Source organism: Saccharopolyspora sp. NPDC047091 (assembly GCF_040643635.1).
GTDB lineage: Bacteria > Actinomycetota > Actinomycetes > Mycobacteriales > Pseudonocardiaceae > Saccharopolyspora_C.
This window is the reverse complement of sequence record NZ_JBEYUS010000060.1, coordinates 1-23,834: the sequence shown is the minus strand read 5'-3', so window position 1 is coordinate 23,834 and position 23,834 is coordinate 1. Positions and strand designations below refer to the sequence as shown.

The window sequence follows — 23,834 nt, the reverse complement described above, 5'->3', positions numbered from 1 at the left end:
TACCGCGTGGTGCTGCGGGAACGGGAGAACGAGACCGAGCTGCTGAGCGCCGCGCTGGACCGGGCGAGCGGGGGGCGCGGCGCGCTGCTCGCGTTCTCCGGCCCGTTCGGCATCGGCCGCTCCGCGATGCTGGCGGCGGCCGCCGCCGCGGCCAGGAGCCGAGGCGCCCGGGTGCTGCGGGCGCTGGCGACCACCGCGGAGCGCGACATCCCGTTCGGCGTGCTGAGCCAGTTCTCCTGCTGCGCCACCGATTCCGAGACCGGACCCGACTTCGGCACGATGCGCGGCGGGCTGCTCGCCGCGCCCGGTCCGGTTCTGCTGGCGGTGGACGACCTGCAGCGCGCCGACGTGGAATCGCTGCGCTGGCTGGACCGGTTGTGCGCCGCCGTCGCCGATTCCGGAGTGCTGGTGGTCGTCGCGCACCGGGAGGGCGAGCAGGCCGCCGATCCGGAGACGTTCCAGCGGTTGCTGGGGCGGGCGGCGCAGCGCCGCGAGCTCCGGCCGCTCAGCGAGGACGGGGTGGCCGCCGTGGTGCGCGACGTGTTCGGCGTGCCGGGGGAGGCGCGGTTCGCCGTCGCCTGCCACCGCATGTCGCACGGCAGGCCGTTCCTGCTCAACGCGATCGCGCACGGATTGCGCGACAGCGGACGGCATCCCGACGAGTCCACTGTGGATTCCGTCCGGTCGCTGCGGCCCTCGGTGGTCGCCGAACGGGCCGGGGCGGTGCTGCGCCCGCAGCCCGAACCGGTGCTGGCCGCGGCGCGCGCGGTGGCGCTGCTGGACGCGGCTGAACCGGAGCAGCTCGCCGACCTGGCCGGGCTCGCACCCGCCGAGTGCACCGGGGCGCTCGCCGGGCTCACCTCGCTCGGCGTCCTCGTCGAACCGGACCGGCCACGCTTCGCGCACCCGGTGATCCGCGAAGTCGTGGAGAACACCCTGGAACCGGCGGAACTCGCCGAATGGCACCGCCGCGCGGCCCGGCTGCTGCAGCAGGGCGATCGGCCCGCCGAAGCGGTCGCCGAACACCTGCTGGCCTCCGACGCCACCCAGGGCGAGTGGACCACCGGCGTGCTGCACGCCGCGGGCCGGCGCGCCCTGGACCGCGGCGACGTCGCCACCGCCATCCGGTGCCTGCGCCGCGCCCTGCTCGCCTGCCCCACCGCGGGCGCCGAGCGGTCCGTGCTGCTCGCCGACCTGGCCGAAGCGGAGCGCTCCGGCGCGCCCGTCGCCTCGATGCGGCACCTGTCGCAGGCGCTGCCCAAGTTCGACTCGGACCGGCGGCGGGCCGCGGCGCTCGCCGAGGTGCCGCTGATGCTGCTGCCGGTGGCACCGCTGTCGCTGGTCGCCGAGCTGGAGGACTTCCGGGCGCGCGACGAGCTGGAACCCGCGGTGCTGCGGGCCATCGACACCCGCATCCGCCTCGCGCGGCTCTGCGACGCGGCCTGGTGCGCCGACACCCGCGCCCTGTTCGACGCGCTGGTCCCCGGCGAGCGGGTCGAACCCGAGCGGATCTCGGTGCTGCTGTACTCGGCGGCGCTCACCGGCGGCGACGTCGAATCGGTGCTGCCGTGGGCGAAGCTGGCCGTGGCCGGGGAGCACGGGCCGGAGGCCGCGCTCGGTTCGGTGTCGCTGGCGGCGCGGACCCTGGCGGCCTGCGACGAGGTGCGGGACGCGGAGCAGTGGCTGGCCGCGGTGACCGCCTCGCTCGGCGCGCGCGGCGACCGGACCGCGGAACGCCTCATCGTCGACGCGGAACGCGCGGTCACCCTCGTCCGCGCCTGCCGCTACCCGGACGCGGTGGCGCTGGCGGAGAGCGTGCTGCGCCGGTGCGAACTCGGGTTGATCCCGGTGGTGGAGCGCTGCTTCGAGGCGCTGTCGATCGCCGTGCTCGACTCGGCGGACACCGGTGCGGCGGCGCGGGCGCTGGAGCGCTACCGGGAGTGGGACCACGCGGTGCTGCCGTGGGTGCGGGAGCTGCGCGACGCGGCCCTCGCCGTCAGCGAGCGGGACACCGTCCGCGCCCTCGAACACCTGCTGGAGTGCGGGCGGGAACGGGACCGGCTCGGCTGGGCCAACCCGTGCCTGCTGCCGTGGCGCGGCTGGGCGGCGCTGCTGTACCACCGGGTGCAGCGCCCGGACCCCGCCGCGCGGCTGATCGCCGACGAGTACCGGCGGGCGGTGGCCTGGGGCGCATCCAGCGGAGTCGGCCGCGCGCTGCGGGTGTGGGGCGCGATCACCGACGGCGACCCGGGCGTGGACCTGCTCCGCCGGGCGGTGGAGGCGCTGGACGGGCGCGGACCGGCGGGCACCCTGGAACTGGCCAAGGCGCACCTGATGCTGGGGCGCAGGCTGCTCGGCACCGATCGGGCCGAGGCCGCGGCCCGGCTGAACGAGGGCGACGAACTCGCCGCCGCCTGCGGGGTGCCGCGGTTGCGCGCGGCGGAGGAGATCGCCGCCGAAGGCGGTGGGGCGCAGGCGGAATTGACCCGCGCCGAACTGCGCATCGCCCGGCTGGTGGCGGGTGGGCTCGGCAACCAGCAGGTCGCCACCGAACTCGGGGTCAGCTCGCGGGCCGTCGAGAAGCACCTCACCAAGGTCTACCGCAAGCTCGGCGTCACCGGCAGAGCAGGACTCACCGACCTCGCCGACTCCCTGGACCCGGCATAGATCATGCCGTCTTCCTGTCAGCGGCGAAGCCGCTGAGCCGCCGACCACGCACGCCACCGGCACCGCCGCGGGTTCTCAGCTGGTTCCTCGCGAGGACAGCGATTTCGCATGTGGCGGAGCCACCTGTGAAATCGATCCCGCAGCGAGGAACCAGCTGAGGTTCCGCCACCTGCTCCGCCCCGCGACAAGTGCCGAGAGGTTCAACGGGTGAGTTCGTCGGCGAGTTCGGCGTTGACGCGGGTGGCGTGTTCGACGAGGTAGAAGTGGCCGCCGCGGAAGCTGCGGAGGCGGAACGCGCCGGAGGTGTGCTCCTTCCAGCGCAGCGATTCATCCACAGTGGACTTCGGATCGGCATCGCCGATGAGCACCGAGATCGGGCAGGACACCACCACGTCCGGCCGCGCCGGGTAGGTCTCCACCGCCCGGTAGTCGTTGCGGATCGCGGGCAGCGACATGCGCACCACGTCCTCGTCGTCCAGCGCGGACTCCGCCCCGTTCAACCCGCGCACGTCCGCCAGCAGGCCCTCGTCGTCCAGCAGGTGCACCCGCTCGTCCCGCACCGTGCCCGGGGCGCGCCGACCCGAGACGACCAGCGAGCGCGGCGGCCGGCCCGCGCCGCGCTCCAGCCGGTGCGCCACCTCGAAGCCGAGCAGCGCGCCCATGCTGTGCCCGAAGAACACCGTCGGCAGCTCCGGTTCGGCCGCCAGCACCGCGGTGATCGCCTCCGCGTACTCGTCGATGCTGCCGGGCAGCGGTTCGCGGTGCCGGTCCTGCCTGCCCGGGTATTGCAGCACGACGACGTCGGCGCCGGGGGAGTGCGCGGCCGAGACCGGCCGGTAGAAGCTGGCCGAGCCGCCCGCGTGCGGGAAGCACACCAGGCGGACCGCCGCCTCCGGTGCGGGGTGGTAGCGGCGCAGCCACTTGCCGGGGTCGAGATCGGTCACGACTTCTCCTCCGAGCGCTGGATTTCCGCGGCGGGCGTCGCCCGCACCGCCCAGTACAGCACCGGGTGGCGCGGGGAACCCCTAGTCCGCATCCCGGTCCGGCAGCGAGAACTCGTCGAATCCCTAGGGTGTACCGCTTTCCTTTGACACCGCGGATGAGCGGCTGCCAGCGTCGGAGCCGGCCCGATCCGGGGGCTCCCGGCAGGTGCCGTCCCGACCTGTGCCGGTGCCCGGTGCGCCACCGCGCGCGTTCCCGCCGCCGTCCACGCGGTCGGCACGGGTGCTGTCGGCATCGTGTGGTGGAAGGGGAAGCACATGTCCAGGCGAGCGCTGATCACCGGGATCACCGGGCAGGACGGTTCCTACCTGGCCGAGCACCTGCTCGCGCAGGGCTACCAGGTGTGGGGCCTGATCAGGGGGCAGGCGAACCCGCGCAAGTCCCGGCTGAGCAGGCTGGCCGCCGATCTGTCCTTCGTGGACGGTGACCTGATGGACCAGGGCAGCCTGGTCTCGGCGGTGGACCTGGTGCAGCCGCACGAGGTCTACAACCTGGGCGCCATCTCGTTCGTGCCGATGTCCTGGCAGCAGGCGGAACTCGTCACCGAGGTGAACGGGATGGGCGTGCTGCGGATGCTGGAGGCGATCCGCATCGTCAGCGGCCTGCACGGTTCCGGCGGTTCCGGCGGGGAGCGCATCCGGTTCTACCAGGCGTCGTCCTCCGAGATGTTCGGCAAGGTCGCCGAGACGCCGCAGAGCGAGCACACCACCTTCCACCCGCGCAGCCCGTACGGCGTCGCCAAGACCTACGGGCACTACATCACGCAGAACTACCGCGAGTCCTACGGCGTGTGGGGCGTGTCCGGCATCCTGTTCAACCACGAATCTCCGCGCCGCGGCGCCGAATTCGTCACCCGCAAGATCTCGCTGGCCGTCGCGCAGATCAAGCTCGGCTTGCAGGACAAGCTCTACCTCGGCAACCTGGACGCGGTGCGGGACTGGGGTTTCGCCGGGGACTACGTGCGCGCGATGCACCTGATGCTGCAGCAGGACGAGCCGTCCGACTACGTGGTCGGCACCGGCCGGATGCACTCGGTGCGGGACGCGGTGCGCATCGCGTTCGACGCGGCGGGCCTGCACTGGGAGGACCACGTCGAGATCGACCCGACGCTGGTGCGCCCCGCCGAGGTCGAGACGCTGTGCGCCGATTCCGGGCGGGCGCGCCGGGAACTGGGCTGGGAACCGAGCGTCGACTTCACCGAGCTGATGACGATGATGGTGGAAGCCGACCTCCGGCAGGCCTCCCGCGAACGCGACTACGCCGAGGTGCTCTCCGCGTCCAGCTGGTGACGCTCTCCGGGCGGACGGTGGCCGTTCGCCCTTCCAGGACTGGGGAATTCCCGGGCAGGGCCTGACGAGACTGGGCTCCGTCCGGTCGACGCAGGCGGGGTGGAGATGGACAACGAGCAGAAGCTCCGGGACTACCTGAAGCGGGCGAGCGCCGATCTGAAGCGCTCCCGGGCGCGCGTGCAGGAGCTGGAGGACGCCGCCAGGGAGCCCATCGCCATCGTCGGCATGAGCTGCCGCTACCCCGGGGACGTGACCGGTCCCGAGGACCTGTGGCGGCTGGTCGCCGAGGGCCGCGACGGCATCACCGGGTTCCCCGCCGATCGGGGCTGGGAGCTCGCGGACGCCGACACGGCCACCCGCTCCGGCGGATTCCTGCACGACGCGGCCGAGTTCGACGCGGACTTCTTCGGCATCTCCCCGCGCGAGGCGCTGGCGATGGACCCGCAGCAGCGGGTGCTGCTGGAGACCACCTGGGAGGCGTTCGAGCACGCCGGCGTCGATCCGGCGGCGGTGCGGGGCAGCCGCACCGGTGTGTTCATGGGCGCGATGGCGCAGGACTACCGGGTCGGTGCGGCCGACGACGTGGACGGGTTCCGGCTCACCGGCAACAGCGGCAGCGTGCTCTCCGGCAGGCTCGCCTACACCTTCGGCGCCGTGGGGCCCGCGGTCACGGTGGACACGGCCTGCTCGTCCTCGCTGGTGGCGCTGCACCTGGCGGCGCACTCGCTGCGGGCCGGGGAGTGCTCGCTGGCGCTGGCGGGCGGGGTCACCGTGATGTCCGGCCCGGCGACGTTCCTGGAGTTCTCCCGGCAGGGCGGGCTGTCCGCGGACGGCCGCTGCCGCTCGTTCGCCGATGCGGCGGACGGGACCGGCTGGGGCGAGGGCGTCGGCGTGCTGGTCCTGGAGCGGCTCTCCGACGCGCGGCGCAACGGGCACGAGGTGCTCGCGGTGGTGCGCGGCAGCGCGGTGAACCAGGACGGCGCCTCCAACGGGCTGACCGCGCCGAACGGGCCGTCGCAGCAGCGCGTCATCCAGCAGGCGCTGGTGAACGCGCGGCTCACTCCGTCCGAAGTGGACGTCGTGGAGGCGCACGGCACCGGGACCGTGCTCGGCGACCCGGTCGAGGCGCAGGCGCTGCTGGCGACCTACGGGCAGGACCGGGAGGCGCCGCTGTGGCTGGGTTCGATCAAGTCGAACCTCGGGCACACCCAGGCCGCGGCCGGCGTCGCCGGGGTCATCAAGGTGGTGCAGGCGATGCGGCACGGCCTGCTGCCGCGGACCCTGCACGTGGACGAGCCGTCGACGCACGTCGACTGGAACGCCGGGCAGGTGCGGCTGCTCACCGACGCCGCGCCCTGGCCGGTGGCGGACCGGCCGCGCCGGGCGGGCGTGTCCTCGTTCGGCATCAGCGGCACCAACGCGCACACCATCATCGAGCAGGCGCCCGAACCGGAGCCGGTGGCCGAGCCGGTGCAGCCCGGGGCGGTGCCGGTGGTGCTGTCGGGCAAGACCGCGGCGGCGCTGCGCGACCAGGCCGCCCGGCTGCTCTCCACTGTGGACTCCGAGGGGCCGCGGCCGCTGGACGTCGGCCGCTCCACCGCCAACCGCGGCGGCCTGGAGCACCGCGCCGTGCTCACCGCGACCGATCCGGACGAGCTGCGCGCGGGGCTGCGCGCCCTCGCGGCGGACGAGGAGGCCCCGGCACTCGTGCGCGGTTCCTCCCGCGTCGCGGGCAAGACGGCGTTCCTGTTCACCGGGCAGGGCGGCCAGCGGCTCGGCGCGGGTCGCGAGCTGCACGCGCGGTTCCCGGTGTTCGCCACCGCCTTCGACGAGGTGCTCGCCGCCCTCGACGAGCACCTGGACCGGCCGCTGCGCGAGGTGCTGTTCGCCGAACCGGGCAGCGCCGAGGCCGCGCTGCTGGACGAGACCGGATACGCGCAGCCCGCCCTGTTCGCCGTCGAGGTGGCGCTGCACCGGCTCGCCGAATCCTGGGGGCTGCGGCCCGACCACCTCGCCGGGCACTCCGTCGGGGAGATCGCCGCCGCGCACGTGGCCGGGGTGTTCACCCTCGACGACGCGGCCGCGCTGGTGTGCGCCCGCGGCCGGTTGATGGGGGCGTTGCCGTCGGGTGGCGCGATGATCTCGGTGCAGGCGGCGGAGGACGAGGTCCTGCCGTTGTTGACGGCGCGGGTGTCGCTGGCGGCGGTCAACGGGCCGGAGTCGCTGGTGGTCTCCGGGGACGCCGCCGAGGCGGAGGCGGTCGCGGCGCACTTCGCGGAGCTGGGTCGTCGTACCAAGCGGTTGCCGGTGAGCCACGCGTTCCACTCGCCGCTGATGGAGCCGATGCTCGCCGAGTTCCGCACCGTCGTCGCCGCGCTCTCGCCGCGGGAACCGCTGCTGCCGCTGGTGTCCACCGCCACCGGCGAACCCGCCACCGCCCGCGAACTCGCCTCGCCGGAGCACTGGGTGGAGCACGTGCGCCGCCCAGTGCGGTTCGGCGCCGCCGTCCGCCGCCTCGGCGAGCTCGGGGTGCGGGTGTTCGCCGAGCTCGGCCCGGATGCGGTGCTCAGCGCGCTCGTCCCGGCGAACTTCGACCACGAAGCCCTGGCCGTCCCGCTGCTGCGCGGTGACCGGCCCGAGACCACCGCCGTCGCGCAGGCGCTGGCGGCGCTGCACGCGCACGGCGTCTCCCCGGACTGGCCGGAGTTCTTCGCGGGCACCGGTGCGCGCCGCGTCGCGCTGCCCGGCTACCCGTTCCAGCGCCGCCGGTTCTGGCCGAAGAGCACCGGTGACGGCGACGTGCGCGCGGCAGGGCTCGGGGCCGCGCACCACCCGCTGCTGGCGGCCGCGGTCTCGCTGGCCAACTCGGACGGGGTACTGCTCACCGGCCGGTTGTCGGTGCGCTCGCACCCGTGGCTGGCCGAGCACGCGGTCGGCGGCGAGATCCTGCTGCCCGGCACCGCGTTCGTCGAGCTGGCGCTGCGCGCCGGGGACGAAGCGGGCTGCGACCGGGTGCGGGAGCTGACGCTGGCCGCCCCGCTGGTGCTGCCCGAGCAGGGCGCGGTGCAGGTGCAGGTGTGGCTCGGCGGGCCCGACGACACCGGGAGCCGGGAGCTCAGCCTCTACTCCCGCCCCGACGGCGCCGAGGAGCAGCCGTGGACGCGGCACGCCACCGGTGTGCTCGACACCGCGCGCGGCACCCCCGCCGACCTCGGCGGGGACTGGCCGCCCGCCGGAGCGCGGTCCGTGGACCTGGACGGACGCTACGAGCGGTTCGCGGCCGCCGGGCTCGACTACGGACCGGCGTTCCGCGGCCTGCGCGCGGCCTGGCGGCGCGGTGACGAGGTGTTCGCCGAGGTGGAGCTGCCCGCGGCGGCCGCCGCGGAAGCCGAGTCGTTCGGGCTGCACCCGGCGCTGCTGGACGCGGCGCTGCACGCCGCCGGGGCCGGGCTCGACGAGACCGGCGGGCCGGGCCTGCCGTTCTCCTGGGAAGGCGTCTCGCTGCACGCCACCGGCGCCACCGCCGCCCGGGTGCGGCTGGCGCCCGCCGGACCGGACGCGGTCGCGGTGTCCGTGGCCGACCCGGCCGGGGAACCGGTGGCCGAGGTCGAGTCGCTGGTGCTGCGCCCGTTCGGCGCCCGCACTCCCACCGCGGCCCGGGACGCGCTGTTCCGGCTGGACTGGACCCCGATCACCACCACCGCCGAGCCGGGCCCGGTGGCGGTGCTCCCGGCCATCGGCGAGGTGCCCTGGGACGCGCCCCCGCCCGGCGCGGTCGAGGTCGCCGACCTGGACGCGGTGCCCGCGGACGCCGAGGTCGTCGTGCTGCCGGTCGGTTCGACCACGGCGGCGCCGGACGAGGTGCACGCGTGCACCGCGCGGGTGCTCGCCCACGCCCAGCGCGCCCTCGCCGCCGACACCTCGGCCCGGCTCGTCGTCGTCACCCGCGGCGCCCGCGACGGCGCCGACCTGGCCGCCGCCGCGGCGTGGGGCCTGATCCGCACCGCGCAGGCCGAACACCCCGGCCGATTCGGGCTGGTCGACCTGGACACCACCGCCGCCGGGGCGCAGCTGCCCGCGGCGCTCGCGCTCGCCGAGGAACCCCAGCTGTCCATCGTGGACGGACGGCTGCGCGCGGCGCGGCTGGCCCGCGCCCCGATCGCCGCGGCCGACGCCCGCACCGACACCGCCGCACCGGAGCGCGACCCGGACGGCACCGTGCTCATCACCGGCGGCACCGGCGGGCTCGGCGCCCTGTTCGCCCGCCACCTCGTCGTCGAACACGGGGTGCGGCACCTGCTGCTGACCAGCCGCCGCGGACCGGACGCCGAGGGCGTCGACCGGCTCGCCGCCGACCTCGCCGAGCACGGCGCCGAGGTGCGCGTCGCCGCCTGCGATGCCGCCGACCGGGACGCGCTCGCCGCGCTGCTGGCCGAGATCCCCGCCGCGCACCCGCTGACCTCGGTGCTGCACGCCGCCGGAGTCCTCGACGACGCGCTGCTCGACGCGCTCACCCCGGAACGGCTGGCGGCCGTGCTGCGGCCGAAGGTCGACGCCGCCTGGAACCTGCACGAGCTGACCAGGGACCACGAGCTCGCCGAGTTCACCACCTTCTCCTCGCTCGCCGGAGTCGTCGGCGCCGCGGGGCAGGCGAACTACTCGGCCGCCAACGCCTACCTGGACGGGCTCGCCGCGCACCGCCGCGCCGCCGGGCTCCCGGCGACCTCGCTGGCCTGGGGCCCGTGGGCCTCGACCGGCGGCATGACCGGGGAGCTGACCGAGGCCGAACTGCGCCGCCTCACCGCCACCGGCACCCCGCCGCTGGAACCCGAGCAGGGGACCGCGCTGTTCGACGCGGCCACCGCCACCGGGGAAGCGGTGCTCGCACCGGTCCGGCTGGACCTGCCGGTGCTGCGCTCCCGGGGCGAGATCCCCGCCTTCCTGCGCGGCCTGATCCGCACCCCCGCCCGCCGGGCCGCCACCGGTTCCGCCGAATCGGCCGGGCTCGCCCGGCGGCTCGGCGCGCTGGGCGGCGCCGACCGGGCCGCTGCGGTGCTGGAGCTGGTGCGGACCCAGGTCGCGGCCGTGCTCGGGCACGCCGCGGCGTCCGATGTGGACCCGGACCGCGCGTTCCAGGAACTCGGGTTCGACTCGCTGACCGCCGTGGAGCTGCGCAACCGGCTGGCCACCGCCACCGGGCTGCGCACCGCCGCGACCGCCGTGTTCGACCACCCGACGGCGCGGGCACTCGCCGCGCACGTGCGCGGCGAGCTGCTCGGCGACGCGGACGCCGACACCGGGGAGGCCGACGCGGTCGCGGTGTCCGGCGATCCGATCGCGATCGTCGGCATGGCCTGCCGCTACCCGGGCGGGGTCACCTCGCCCGACGAGTTGTGGCGGCTGGTGGCCGAGGGCACCGACGCGATCACCGGGTTCCCGGTGGATCGCGGCTGGGACCTGGACGCGCTCTACGACCCGGACCCGGACCGCACCGGCACCTCCTACGCCCGCTCCGGTGGATTCCTGCACGACGCCGCCGAATTCGACCCGGGCTTCTTCGGGATGAGCCCGCGCGAAGCGATCTCCACCGACCCGCAGCAGCGGCTGCTGCTGGAGACCTCCTGGTCCGCGATCGAACAGGCCGGGATCGACCCGGCCGCGCTGCGCGGTAGCCGGACCGGCGTGTTCGCCGGGGTGATGTACAACGACTACGGCGCGGTGCTCGCCGGCGGTGACTTCGAAGGGCACCAGGGCAGCGGCACCTCGCCGAGCGTCGCCTCCGGGCGGGTGTCCTACGCGCTCGGTCTCGAAGGCCCGGCGGTCACCGTGGACACCGCCTGCTCGTCCTCGCTGGTCGCGATGCACTGGGCGATGCAGGCGCTGCGCGCCGGGGAGTGCTCGCTGGCGCTCGCGGGCGGCGTGACGGTGATGTCGACCCCGGCGGCGCTGATCGAGTTCTCCCGGCAGCGCGGCCTGTCCCCGGACGGGCGGTGCAAGGCGTTCTCCGCCGACGCGGACGGCGTCGGCTGGGCCGAGGGCGTCGGGATCGTCGTGCTGGAGCGGCTCTCCGACGCGCGGCGCAACGGGCACGAGGTGCTCGCGGTGGTGCGCGGCAGCGCCGTCAACCAGGACGGGGCGTCCAACGGGCTCACCGCGCCCAACGGTCCCTCGCAGCAGCGGGTGATCCGGCAGGCCCTCGCCGCCGCCGATCTGTCCACTTCGGACGTCGATGCGGTGGAGGCGCACGGCACCGGAACCGCGCTCGGCGACCCGATCGAAGCCCAGGCGCTGCTCGCGACCTACGGGCAGGACCGGGAAACCCCGCTGCGGCTGGGCTCGATCAAGTCGAACCTCGGGCACACCCAGGCCGCCGCCGGGGTCGCCGGAGTGATCAAGATGGTGCAGGCCATGCGGCACGGCGTGCTGCCCCGCACCCTGCACGCCGAGACGCCGTCCACCCACGTGGACTGGGCGGACGGCGCGGTGGAACTGCTCACCGCCGACACCCCGTGGCCCGAGACCGGGCGGCCCCGCCGCGCCGCCGTGTCCGCGTTCGGCATCAGCGGCACCAACGCGCACCTCGTCCTCGAACACCCCGGGGCCGGTGAGGTCCCCGCGGCGCCCGCCGAGGCCCTGTCGCCTGCCGAGACCCTGGAGCCCGCCGAGGCCCTGGAGCCCGCCGGTACCGCGGCGTCCGTGGGCGGCACCGAGGTCGCGGTGGCCTGGCCGCTGGCCGGGAAGACCCGTGCCGCGCTGCGCTCCCAAGCCGCCCGGCTCGCCACCTTCCTCGACGCCCACCCCGGCCACCGGCCGGCCGACGTCGCGCATTCGCTGGTCACCACCCGCACCGCGTTCCCGCAGCGCGCCGCCGTGCTCGGCACCGGCCGCGCGGGGCTGCTCGACTCGCTGCGCGCCCTCGCCGCCGACCGGCCCGATCCCGGCATCGTCACCGGCGAAACCGGCGAACCGGGCGGGCTCACCGCGCTGTTCACCGGTCAGGGCAGCCAGCGCCCGGGGATGGGCGCGGAGCTGCACGCGCGGTACCCGGAGTTCGCCGCCGCGCTCGACGAGGTGCTCGCGCACTTCGACCCGGCGGTGCGCGCCGCGCTGCTCGCGGTCCGCGACACCGGAGGGCCGGGCGCCGCCGACCTCGATGCCGCCACCGAGCCGGACAGATCCGACCTGGCCGACGCCGCCGGTCTGGCCGACGCCGCCGGTCCGGCCGACGCGGCCGACCTGGACGACACCGGCTACGCGCAGCCCGCGCTGTTCGCGCTCGAAGTGGCGCTGTACCGGCTCGTCGAAGCGCGCGGCGCGGTGCCCGACCGGCTCGCCGGGCACTCCATCGGCGAGCTCGCCGCCGCCCACGTCGCCGGGGTGCTGTCGCTGCCCGACGCGTGCGCGCTGGTCGCCGCCCGCGCCCGGCTGATGGCCGCGCTGCCCCGGGGTGGGGCGATGATCTCGTTGCGCGCCACCGAGGACGAGGTCGCGCCGCTGCTCACCGAGCGGATCTCGATCGCCGCCGTGAACGGCCCGGCCTCCGTGGTGATCTCCGGCGACGAGGCCGAAGCCGTGGCGGTCGCCGAGCGGTTCGCCGACCGCGGCACCAAGCGGCTCAGCGTCAGCCACGCGTTCCACTCGCCGCTGGTCGACCCGATGCTCGACGAGTTCCGGCAGGTCGCCGAAGGGCTCGACTACCGGGCCCCGCGGATCCCGCTGATCTCCGGCGTCACCGGTGCGCTCGCCGGGGACGAGGTGCGCACCCCCGAGTACTGGGTGCGGCACGCCCGCGCCACCGTCCGGTTCGCCGACGCGCTGCGCACCGCCGCCGAGGCGGGCACCCGCACCTACCTGGAGCTGGGCCCGGACGGCGTGCTGTCCGCGATGGCGCAGGACGTGCTCGGCGACGACGCCGCGTTCGTGCCCGCGCTGCGCGCCGACCGCGCCGAGGACCTGTCGGTGACCACCGCGCTGGCCCGGCTGCACGTCCGCGGCGCGCCGGTCGACCTCGCCGCCGCGCACCCCGGCGCGCGCCGCGTCGCGCTGCCCACCTACGCGTTCCAGCACGAGCGGTACTGGCCGGAGATCACCTCCGCCGCGCCCGCCACCGACCCGGCCGACGAGCGGCTGTGGACCGCGGTGGACCGGGGCGCGGGCGAGGAGCTCGCCGACCTGCTCGGGCTGGCCGACTCGCAGCACGCCGCGCTGTACTCGCTGCTGCCCGCGCTCGCGTCCTGGCGGCAGCGCAGGCACGAGCGGGAACTGCTGGACTCCTGGCGCTACCGGGTGGACTGGCATCCGCTGAGCACGCCCGCGCCGGCGGTGCTCACCGGTGGCTGGCTGCTCGTCGGCACCGCGGAGACCGGCACCGGCCCGGTCGCGGCCGCGTTGCGCGCGCACGGCGCGGAAGTCCGGGAACTGCTGCTGGATTCCGACGCGGACCGGGCCGGCATCGCCGCCAGCCTCGACGAACCGGCGATCAGCGGCGTGGTGTCGGTGCTGGCCGCCGACGAGCGGCCGCATCCGGCGCACCCGGCGCTGAGCACCGGACTCGTGCTCAACGCGGCCCTCGCGCAGGCCCTCGGCGACGCAGAGCTCGACGCTCCACTGTGGATGATCACGTCGGGTGCGGTGTCCATCGGCGCCGACGACCCGATCGAGAGCCCGGTCCAGGCCGCCACCTGGGGGCTCGGCCGCGTCGTCGCCCTGGAACACCCGCAGCGCTGGGGCGGTCTCGTCGACCTGCCCGCCGAACCGGACCGGCAGGCCGGGGCCCGGCTCGCCCGCGTGCTCGGCGGGCTCGACGGCGAGGACCAGGTCGCGGTGCGCCCCGCCGGGCTCGCCGGGCGCAGGCTGCTGCACCACCCGATCCCCGCCGCGGGTACCGGGTTCACCGCGCGCGGCACCGTGCTCATCACCGGTGGCACCGGTGCGCTCGGCGCCCGCATCGCTCGCTCGCTCGCCGAAGCCGGGGCGGCGCGGCTGGTGCTCACCGGACGTCGCGGACCCGACGCGCCGGGCGCCGCCGAACTCGCCGACCAGCTGCGCGGGCTCGGTGCCGAGGTGCGCATCGCGGCCTGCGACGTGACCGACCGGGACGCGCTCGCCGCACTGCTCGCCGACCTGCCCGAGCTCACCGGCGTGGTGCACGCCGCCGGAACCGGGCAGGCCGCCCCGCTGCAGGACACCGCGCCCGCCGAGTTCGCCGCCGTCGCCGCCGCGAAGGCCGCCGGGGCCGTGCACCTCGACGAGCTGCTCGGCGACCGCGAGCTCGACTTCTTCCTGCTGCTGTCGTCCATCGCCGGAACCTGGGGCAGCGGCGGGCAGAGCGCCTACGCGGCGGCGAACGCGCAGCTCGACGCCCTCGCCGAGCACCGCCGCGCCCGCGGCCTGCCCGCCACCGCGCTCGCCTTCGGACCGTGGGCGGACGCGGGCATGGCCACCGACGAGGCCGTCGCCGAACAGCTGCGCCGCAGCGGGCTCGGCATGCTCGACCCGGACACCGCCGTCGCCGAGGTGCACCGCGCGCTCGCCCGCGACGACACCGCCGCCACCATCGCCGACGTCGACTGGGCCCGCTACCACCCGATCTTCACCGCGGCCCGGCCCAGCCCGCTGCTGTCCGAGCTGCCCGAGGTCCGCGCGCTCGGGCGGGCGGGCGCCGAGCAGGCCGAACCGGACGGGGCGCTGGCCGCGCGGCTGCGCGGACTCGACGGCGACGCCCAGCGGGACCTGCTGCTGGACCTGGTGCGCACCGAATCCGCCGCCGTGCTCGGCCACTCCGGCGCCGAATCGGTGCCGCTGCGCCGCGCGTTCCGCGAACTCGGCTTCGACTCGCTCACCGCCGTCGAACTCCGCACCCGGCTCGCCGCCGCGACCGGGCTCGCGCTGCCCAGCACCCTCGCCTTCGACCACCCCAGCGCCGAGACGCTGGCCGAGCACCTGCGCGCCGAACTCCTCGGCACCGGTGCGAGCACCACCACCGCGGCCGCGACCGGCGACACCGGGGAACCGATCGCCATCATCGGCATGGCCTGCCGGTTCCCCGGCGGCGCGGACACGCCCGAGCGGTTCTGGGAACTGCTCGCCGACGGGGTCGACGCCATCACCGACTTCCCCGCCGACCGCGGCTGGAACGCCGACCGGCTCTACGACCCGGACCCGGACCGCGCCGGGACCACCTACTCCACGCAGGGCGGATTCCTGCACGACGCGGGTGAATTCGACCCGGCGTTCTTCGGGATCTCCCCGCGCGAAGCGCTCGCGATGGACCCGCAGCAGCGGCTGCTGCTGGAGACCTCGTGGGAATCCTTCGAACGCGCGGGCATCGACCCCGGCGCGCTGCGCGGCAGCCGCACCGGCACCTACATCGGCTCCAGCTTCCAGGACTACGGCAGCGGCTCCGCCGACGGCTCCGAAGGCCACGCCGTCACCGGCACCAGCCCCAGCGTGCTGTCCGGGCGGCTGTCCTACCTGTTCGGGCTGGAAGGCCCCGCCGTCACCGTGGACACCGCCTGCTCCTCCTCGCTGGTCGCGCTGCACCTGGCCTGCCAGTCGCTGCGCACCGGGGAGAGCGATCTCGCGCTGGCCGGCGGCGCCACCGTGATGGCCGACCCGGCCGCATTCGTCGCGTTCAGCCGCCAGCGCGCGCTGGCCCGCGACGGGCGCTGCAAGGCGTTCGCCGACGGCGCCGACGGCATGGCGCTGTCCGAAGGCGTCGGCGTGCTGCTGGTCGAACGGCTCTCCGATGCGCAGCGCCGGGGCCACCCGGTGCTGGCCGTCGTCCGCGGCAGCGCGGTCAACCAGGACGGCGCCTCCAACGGGCTCAGCGCGCCGAACGGGCCCGCGCAGCAGCGCGTCATCCAGCAGGCCCTCGCCAACGCCGATCTGTCCACATCGGACATCCAGGTGGTGGAGGCGCACGGCACCGGCACCGCCCTCGGCGATCCCATCGAAGCCCAGGCGCTGCAACGCACCTACGGCCGCGATCGCGACCCGGCCGCGCCGCTGCTGCTCGGCTCCGCCAAGTCCAACCTCGGGCACGCCCAATCCGCGGCGGGCGTCGTCGGCGTGATCAAGGTGGTGCTGGCGATGCGGCACGGCCTGCTGCCGCGCACCCTGCACGCCGACCGGCCCTCGACGCACGTCGACTGGACCGCGGGCGGCGTGGAACTGCTGCACGCCAACACCGGCTGGCCGGAGACCGGCGGACCGCGCCGCGCCGCGGTGTCCTCCTTCGGCATCAGCGGCACCAACGCGCACGCCGTCCTGGAGCACGAACCCGCGGCCGACCCGGCGCCCGTCGTCGAACCGGCACCGGCCGGACCGGTGCCGTGGGTGCTGTCCGCCCGCACCGAACCGGCGCTGCGCGCCCAGGCCGCCCGCCTCGCCGCCCCGGATTCGCCCGCCGCCGAGCACCCCGCCGCCGACGTCGCGCACTCGCTGCTCGGCAGCCGCGCCCGGTTCGAGCACCGCGCCGTCCTCGTCGGCGACGACCCCGCCGCGCTGCGGACCGCGCTCGCCGAGTTCGCCGACGGGCGGCCCGCCACCGGGCTCGTGCAGGGCACCGCCACCGCCACCGGGCGCACCGTGTTCGTGTTCCCCGGCCAGGGCTCGCAGTGGGCCGGGATGGGCGCCCGGCTGCTCGACGAATCGCCCGTGTTCGCCGCCCGGATCGCCGACTGCGCCGCCGCGCTCGCCCCGCACGTCGACTGGTCGCTGCTCGACGTGCTGCGCGGAGCACCGGACGCGCCCTCGCTGGACCGGGTCGACGTGGTGCAACCCGCGTCGTTCGCCGTGATGGTGTCGCTCGCCGCGCTGTGGCGGCACCACGGGGTGCGGCCGGACGCGGTGCTCGGCCACTCCCAGGGCGAGATCGCCGCCGCCTGCGTCTCCGGGGCGCTCGGCCTGGACGACGCGGCGCGGGTGGTCGCGCTGCGCAGCCGCGCCATCGCCGCCGGGCTCGCCGGGGCGGGCGGCATGTTGTCCGTCGCGCTCGGCGCCGACCAGGTGCGCGAACGCCTCGGTGACGGGGTGTCGATCGCCGCGATCAACGGGCCGGGCTCCACCGTCGTCTCCGGCGACCCGGACGCGCTGGACGCGCTGCACGAGCGCCTCACCGCCGAGGAGGTCCGGGCCCGCCGGGTCGCCGTCGACTACGCCTCGCACTCCGCGCACGTCGAAGCCATCGAAGCGGAACTGCTCGACGTGCTCGCCCCGATCCGCCCCGCCACGTCCGAGGTCCCGTTCTTCTCCACCGTCACCGGGGACTGGCTGGACACCACCGGGATGGACGCGGCGTACTGGTACCGGAACCTGCGCGGCACCGTCGGCTTCGAACCGGCCGTGCGCGCCCTCGCCGAGCAGGGCCACGGCGTGTTCGTCGAGATCAGCCCGCACCCGGTGCTCACCGCCGCCGTGCAGGAGACCGCCGAGCAGGCCGCGGCGACCGTGCTCACCGGCGGCACGTTGCGCCGCGAACACGGCGGCCTGGAACGGTTCCTGCTCTCCGCCGGGGAGCTGCTGGCCCGCGGCGTCGAGGTCGACTTCGCGCCGCTGCTCGACGGGGCGCGGCGCGTCGAGCTGCCCACCTACGCGTTCCAGCACGAACACCTGTGGGCGCTGCCCGCCGCCCCGCAGGCCCCCGGCGGCGAGGTCGGGGTCGCCGAGGCCGGGTTCTGGGCCGACGTCGAGCAGCAGGACCTCGCCGCGCTCACCGACCGGCTCGACGTGGACGCCGACTCGCTGGCCGCGGTGCTGCCCGCGCTGTCCAGCTGGCACCGCGGCCGCGCCGAAGCGTCCACAGCGGATTCCTGGCGGTACCGCGCGACGTGGACCCCGTTGCGCGGCGGCGGGAACGTCGAGCTGACCGGGACCTGGCTGGTGTGCGGCACCGGCGGCGCCGACGACGCCGAGGTCGCCGCCGTGCTCACCGCGCACGGCGCCACCGCGCGGCGCGTCGAGCTGGACGACGGGCACCTCGACCGGGAACACCTCGCCGCGCTGCTCGCCGACGCCGCGGCCGAGGCGACCGGCGTCGTCTCCCTGCTGGCGCTGGACGAGACGCCCTGCCCCGAGCACCCCGAGCTCGCCCGCGGCCTCGCGCTGAGCCTGGTGCTCGTGCAGGCCCTCGGCGACGCCGGGATCGACGCCCCGCTGTGGGCGCTGACCCGCGGCGCCGTCGCCACCGGCCGCGCCGACCAGGTCACCCACCCCGCGCAGGCGCAGGTGCACGGCCTCGGCTGGACCACCGCGCTGGAGCACCCGCAGCGCTGGGGCGGCGTCGTCGACCTGCCCGCGGAGCTCGACGAGCGCGCCGGGCAGCGGCTCGCCGCGGTGCTCGCCGGGACGACGGGGGAGGACCAGCTCGCGATCCGCGCCTCCGGCGTGCACGCGCGCCGCATCGTGCCCGCGCCCGTCGGCGACCGCGCGCCCGCGCGCGCCTGGCGGCCGCGCGGCACCACCCTGATCACCGGTGGCACCGGCACCCTCGCCCCGCACCTGGCGCGCTGGCTGGCGCGGCAGGGCGCCGAACACCTGGTGCTCACCAGCAGGCGCGGTGCCGACGCGCCCGGCGCGGCCGATCTCGTCGCCGAACTCGCCGAGCTCGGCACCGACGCCGAGGTGCTGCCCTGCGACCTCGGCGACCGGGAATCGGTGCGCGGCCTGCTGTCCCGGCTCGCCGCCGACGGCCGCACCGTGCGCGCCGTGCTGCACACCGCCGCGTTCATCGGCCTGGAATCCGTCGACGAGGCCACCCCCGCGTCCTTCGCAGATGTTCTGCGGGCCAAGGTCGTCGGCGCGCGGCTGCTGGACGAACTGCTCGACCCGGACCACCCCGACCGGCCCGCCGAGCTCGACGCGTTCGTGCTGTTCTCCTCGACGGCCGGCATGTGGGGCAGCGGGCAGCACGCCGCCTACGTCGCGGGCAACGCCCACCTGGCCGCGCTCGCCGAGCACCGCCGCGCCCGCGGCCTGCCCGCCACCTCCGTGTCCTGGGGGATCTGGGCCGACGACCAGAAGCTCGGCCGCGTCGACCCGGAGGCGATCCGTCGCAGCGGGCTCGTGTTCATGCCGCCGGAGACCGCGCTCACCGGGCTGCGCACCGCCCTGGACCACGACGACACCGCCGTCGCCGTCGCCGACGTGGACTGGGCGCGCTACCACCCGGTGTTCGCCGCCGCCCGGCCCACCGCGCTGTTCGACGAGATCCCCGCCGTGCGCGAGATCCGGCGGCAGCAGGCCGAGCAGACCGGCGCGGGCGGCGAGTTCGCGACCCGGCTGCACGGCCTGCCCGCCGCCGAGCAGCGGCGGCTGCTGCTGGACCTGGTGCGTGCCGAGGCCGCCACCGCGCTCGGGCACACCTCCGCCGACGCGCTCGACGAGCAGCGCGCCTTCCGGGACATCGGCTTCGACTCGGTGACCGCCGTCGACCTGCGCAACCGGATCGCCGCCGCCACCGGGCTCGTGCTGCCCGCCACCATGGTCTTCGACCACCCGAACCCGCGGGCGCTGGTGGAGTTCCTGCGCGCCGAGCTCGCCGGATCCGCCGCGACCGGCGGCCCGGCCGAGGTGCGGCCGGTCGACGACGAACCGATCGCCATCATCGGCATGAGCTGCCGCTACCCGGGCGGTGCGGCCACCCCGGAACAGCTGTGGGACCTGGTGCTGCGCGGCGAGGACGTGATCTCCGGCTTCCCCGCCGACCGCGGCTGGGACGCCGACGGGCTCTACGACCCGGACCCGGACCGGGCGGGCAAGACCTACTCCACGCAGGGCGGATTCCTGCACGACGTGGCCGATTTCGACGCCGAGTTCTTCGGCATCTCGCCGCGCGAGGCGCTCGCGATGGACCCGCAGCAGCGGCTGCTGCTGGAGACCGCGTGGGAGGCGTTCGAGCGGGCCGGTCTCGACCCGGCGGCGCTGCGCGGCAGCAGCACCGGGGCGTTCATCGGCGCCAGCTACCAGGATTACCAGGCGCACACCGCGGACGGTTCCGAAGGCCACCTCATCACCGGGGCGCTGTCCAGCATCCTGTCCGGCCGGTTGTCCTACCTGTTCGGGCTGGAAGGGCCCGCGGTCACGCTGGACACCGCCTGCTCGTCCTCGCTGGTGGCGCTGCACCTGGCGTGCCGGTCGCTGCGCAGCGGGGAGAGCTCGCTGGCGCTGGCCGGCGGCGTCTCGGTGATGTCCACGCCGAACGCGTTCGTCGGGTTCAGCAGGCAGCGCGCGATGGCCGCCGACGGCCGCTGCAAGGCCTACTCGGACGCCGCCGACGGGATGAGCCTCGCCGAGGGCATCGGGCTGGTGCTGGTGGAGCGGCTGTCCGACGCGCGCCGCAACGGGCACGAGGTGCTGGCCGTGGTGCGCGGCTCCGCGATCAACCAGGACGGCGCCTCCAACGGCCTGACCGCGCCGAACGGCCCGGCGCAGCAGCGGGTGATCCGCGCCGCGCTGGCGGACGCGGGACTCGCACCGTCCGATGTGGACTTCGTGGAGGGGCACGGCACCGGCACCGCGCTGGGCGACCCGATCGAGGCGCAGGCGCTGCTGGCGACCTACGGGCAGGAGCGGGAGCACCCGCTGCTGCTGGGCTCGATCAAGTCGAACATCGGGCACGCCCAGATGGCCTCCGGCGTCGCCGGGGTGATCAAGGTGGTGCAGGCGCTGCGGCACGGCCTCGTCCCGCGCACCCTGCACGTCGCCGAACCGTCCTCGCACGTGGACTGGGATTCCGGGGCGATCGAGCTGCCCGTCGACCAGGTCCCGTGGCCCGAGTCCGGCCGGCCGCGCCGAGCCGCGGTGTCCTCGTTCGGGCTCAGCGGCACCAACGCGCACACCGTCCTCGAACAGGCGCCGCCCGTCGAGGTCGAGCCCCGCGAGCCGCGCCGCGGCGTGGTGCCGGTGCTGCTGTCCGGGCGCGGCGAGGCCGCGCTGCGCGCCCAGGCGGACCGGGTGCTGTCCCTCGTGGACGGTGCGGAACCGGTGGACCTGGCGTACTCGCTGGCCACCGGGCGCGGCCGGTTCGAGCAGCGGGCAGCCGTGCTCGCGGCCGACCGGGACGAGCTGCGGCGCGGCCTCACCGCGCTGCGCGACGGCGCACCGGCCGCGAACCTGCTGCGCGGCGCGGATTCCGGGGCGGGGCGCACCGCGTTCCTGTTCACCGGCCAGGGCAGCCAGCGGCCCGGCACCGGTCGCGAGCTGCACGCGCGGTTCCCGGTGTTCGCCGACGCCTTCGACGAGGCGCTGGCCCACTTCGACGCCGTGCTGGACCGGCCGCTGCGCGACATCGCGTTCGCCGAACCCGGCAGCCCGGAGGCGGAGCTGCTGGACCGCACCGCCTACACCCAGCCCGCGCTGTTCGCGCTGGAAGTGGCGCTGCACCGGCTCGTCGAGTCCTGCGGGATCGTGCCGGACCACGTCACCGGGCACTCCGTCGGGGAGATCGTGGCCGCGCACGTGGCCGGGGTGCTGTCGCTGCCGGACGCGTGCGCGCTGGTGGCAGCGCGCGGCCGGTTGATGGAGGCGCTGCCGTCCGGTGGCGCGATGATCTCGGTGCAGGCCGCGGAGGACGAGGTCCTGCCGCTGCTGACGGAACGGGTGTCGCTGGCGGCGATCAACGGACCGGAGTCGCTGGTGGTCTCCGGGGACGCCGCCGAGGCCGAGGCGGTCGCGGCGCACTTCGCCGAGCTCGGCCGCCGCACCAAGCGGTTGCCGGTGAGCCACGCGTTCCACTCGCCGCTGATGGAGCCGATGCTCGCCGAGTTCCGCACCATCGCCGACTCCCTCACCCACCACGCCCCGGCGATCCCGGTCGTGTCCAACCTGACCGGCGAGCCCGCGCGGATCGACGCCGAGCACTGGGTGGCGCACGTGCGGGAGGCGGTGCGCTTCGCCGACGGCGCCCGGTGGCTCGCCGACGCGGGTGTGCGGACCTTCCTGGAGCTCGGCCCGGACGGGGTGCTCACCGCGCTGGCCCGCGAGATCGCCCCCGCCGATGCCGTGCTGCAGCCCCTGCTGCGCCGGGACCGCGACGAGGTGGCCGCGGTCAGCACCGCGCTGGCCCGGCTGCACGTCACCGGCACCCCGGTCGACTGGGCGAGCTGCTTCGCGGGCACCGGTGCCCGCCGGATCGACCTGCCCACCTACCCCTTCCAGCACAAGCGGTACTGGCCCGAACCGGTCGCCGCGCCCGAGGTCGCCGCCGACCCGGTGGACGCCGAGTTCTGGTCCGCCGTCGAGCGCGCCGACACCGGCGCGCTGGGCGAACAGCTGGACCTGGACGCGGACGCGGTGGCCGCGATGGTGCCCGCGCTGGCCGAATGGCGGCGCAAGCGGCGCGAGACCGCCGCCGTCGACGGCTGGCGCTACCGCACCGAGTGGCGCCCGGTCCGCGGCGACGGCGCCGCACCGGACGGGCCGTGGCTGGTGCTCACCGCGCAGGACGCCGACGCCACCGCCACCGCCGAGGTGCTGGGCGCGCTCGGCCCGGACGCGGTGCGCGTCGAAGTGCACCGCGCCGACCGCGCCGAACTGGCCTGGCGCCTGCGCACCGAAGCCGAGGACGCCGGATTCCCGGAGAACGGCGCGGGATTCGCCGGAGTCGTCTCGCTGCTGTCCTGGGACGCCGCACCGCACCCGGACGCGCCCGAGGTGCCCGGCGGGCTGCCGCTGACGACCACCGCGGTGCACGCCCTCGCCGACGCGGGCATTGACGCTCCACTGTGGATCGTGACCCGGGGTGCGGTGCGGATCGGCCGCGCCGACGCGGCCCCCGACCCGGCGCAGGCCGCGCTGGCCGGACTCGGTCGTGTCCTCGCCCTGGAGCAGCCCGCCCGCTGGGGCGGCCTGATCGACCTGCCCGCCGACGGCGCGGGCGCCGACCGGCTCCGCGCCGTGCTCGGCGGATCCGAGGACCAGCTGGCGGTGCGCCCGTCCGGGACGTTCGCCCGCCGCCTGGTGCCCGCGCCCGCGACCGGCGAGGCCGCACCCCGGCCTGGCGCCGGGACCGTGCTCATCACCGGCGGCACCGGCGGGCTCGGCGGGCACGTCGCCCGTTCCTTCGCCGCCGCGGGCGCCGAGCACCTGCTGCTGCTCAGCCGTCGCGGTGCCGACGCGCCCGGCGCCGCCGAGCTGCGCGCCGAACTCGCCGAGCACGGCGCCCGGGTCACCCTCGCCGCCTGCGACGTGGCCGACCGGGACGCGCTGGCCGCCGCCCTCGCCGAGATCCCCGCCGAGCTGCCGCTGCGCACCGTGGTGCACACCGCCGGGGTCGTCGCCGACGGCGTCCTCGACTCGCTCACCCCCGACCGGTTCGCGCAGGTCTGGGGTGCGAAGGTCCGCGCCGCCCAGCACCTCGACGAGCTCACCGCGGACGTCGAGCTCGACGCGTTCGTGCTGTTCTCCTCCACCGCGGGAACCTTCGGCGCCGCGGGCCAGGGCAACTACGCGGCCGCGAACGCCGCCCTGGACGCGCTGGCCGAAGCCCGCCGCGCCGCCGGACGCCCGGCGACCTCGCTCGCCTGGGGCCCGTGGGCCGAAGCGGGCATGGCCGCCGACGCGGACGGCGTGCGGCAGCGGGTGCGCCGCGGCGGGTTCACCCCGATGGAACCGCGCAGCGCGCTCGCCGCCCTGCACCGCGCGCTCGGGCAGCAGGACACCGCGGTCGCCGTCGCCGACATCGACTGGGCGCGGTTCACCGCCGCGTTCCCCGCCGCGCGCGGGTTCGTCGCCGAGATCCCGGCGGTCCGCGAACCGGACCGGCCGGAACCGGCCGCCGCGCCGGACGCGCCGGGGCTGCGGGCCACCCTCGCCGCGCTGCCCGAAGCCGACCGCGCGCCGGCCGTGCTGGACCTGCTGCTCGCCCAGGTCGCCTAC

General features: G+C 76.1%; 4 protein-coding genes. 3 read left to right on the top strand and 1 reads right to left on the bottom strand.

Features of this window, described 5'->3' with window-relative positions; genetic code table 11:
• Window positions 1–6: 6 nt before the first annotated feature.
• Window positions 7–2,667: a LuxR C-terminal-related transcriptional regulator gene (locus tag ABZ805_RS22325; protein ID WP_358443489.1), complete on the top strand. Its 2,661-nt coding sequence runs from the start codon at window positions 7–9 to the stop codon at window positions 2,665–2,667.
• A gap of 200 nt (window positions 2,668–2,867) precedes the next feature.
• On the opposite strand, the gene ABZ805_RS22320 is transcribed toward ABZ805_RS22325, so the two are convergent.
• The gene (locus ABZ805_RS22320) at window positions 2,868–3,611 is read right to left on the bottom strand and encodes an alpha/beta fold hydrolase (RefSeq protein ID WP_358443486.1); all 744 of its coding nucleotides are present in this window, start codon (window positions 3,609–3,611) and stop codon (window positions 2,868–2,870) included.
• 315 nt (window positions 3,612–3,926) lie between these two features.
• Here ABZ805_RS22320 and ABZ805_RS22315 point away from each other — a divergent pair, with 315 nt between their 5' ends.
• A complete protein-coding gene (locus tag ABZ805_RS22315) occupies window positions 3,927–4,958 on the top strand; it encodes a GDP-mannose 4,6-dehydratase (RefSeq protein WP_358443484.1) in 1,032 nt (343 codons plus the stop codon).
• 105 nt (window positions 4,959–5,063) lie between these two features.
• Window positions 5,064–23,834: type I polyketide synthase (locus ABZ805_RS22310; RefSeq protein WP_358443481.1), on the top strand; the 18,771-nt coding region annotated here is incomplete at its 3' end.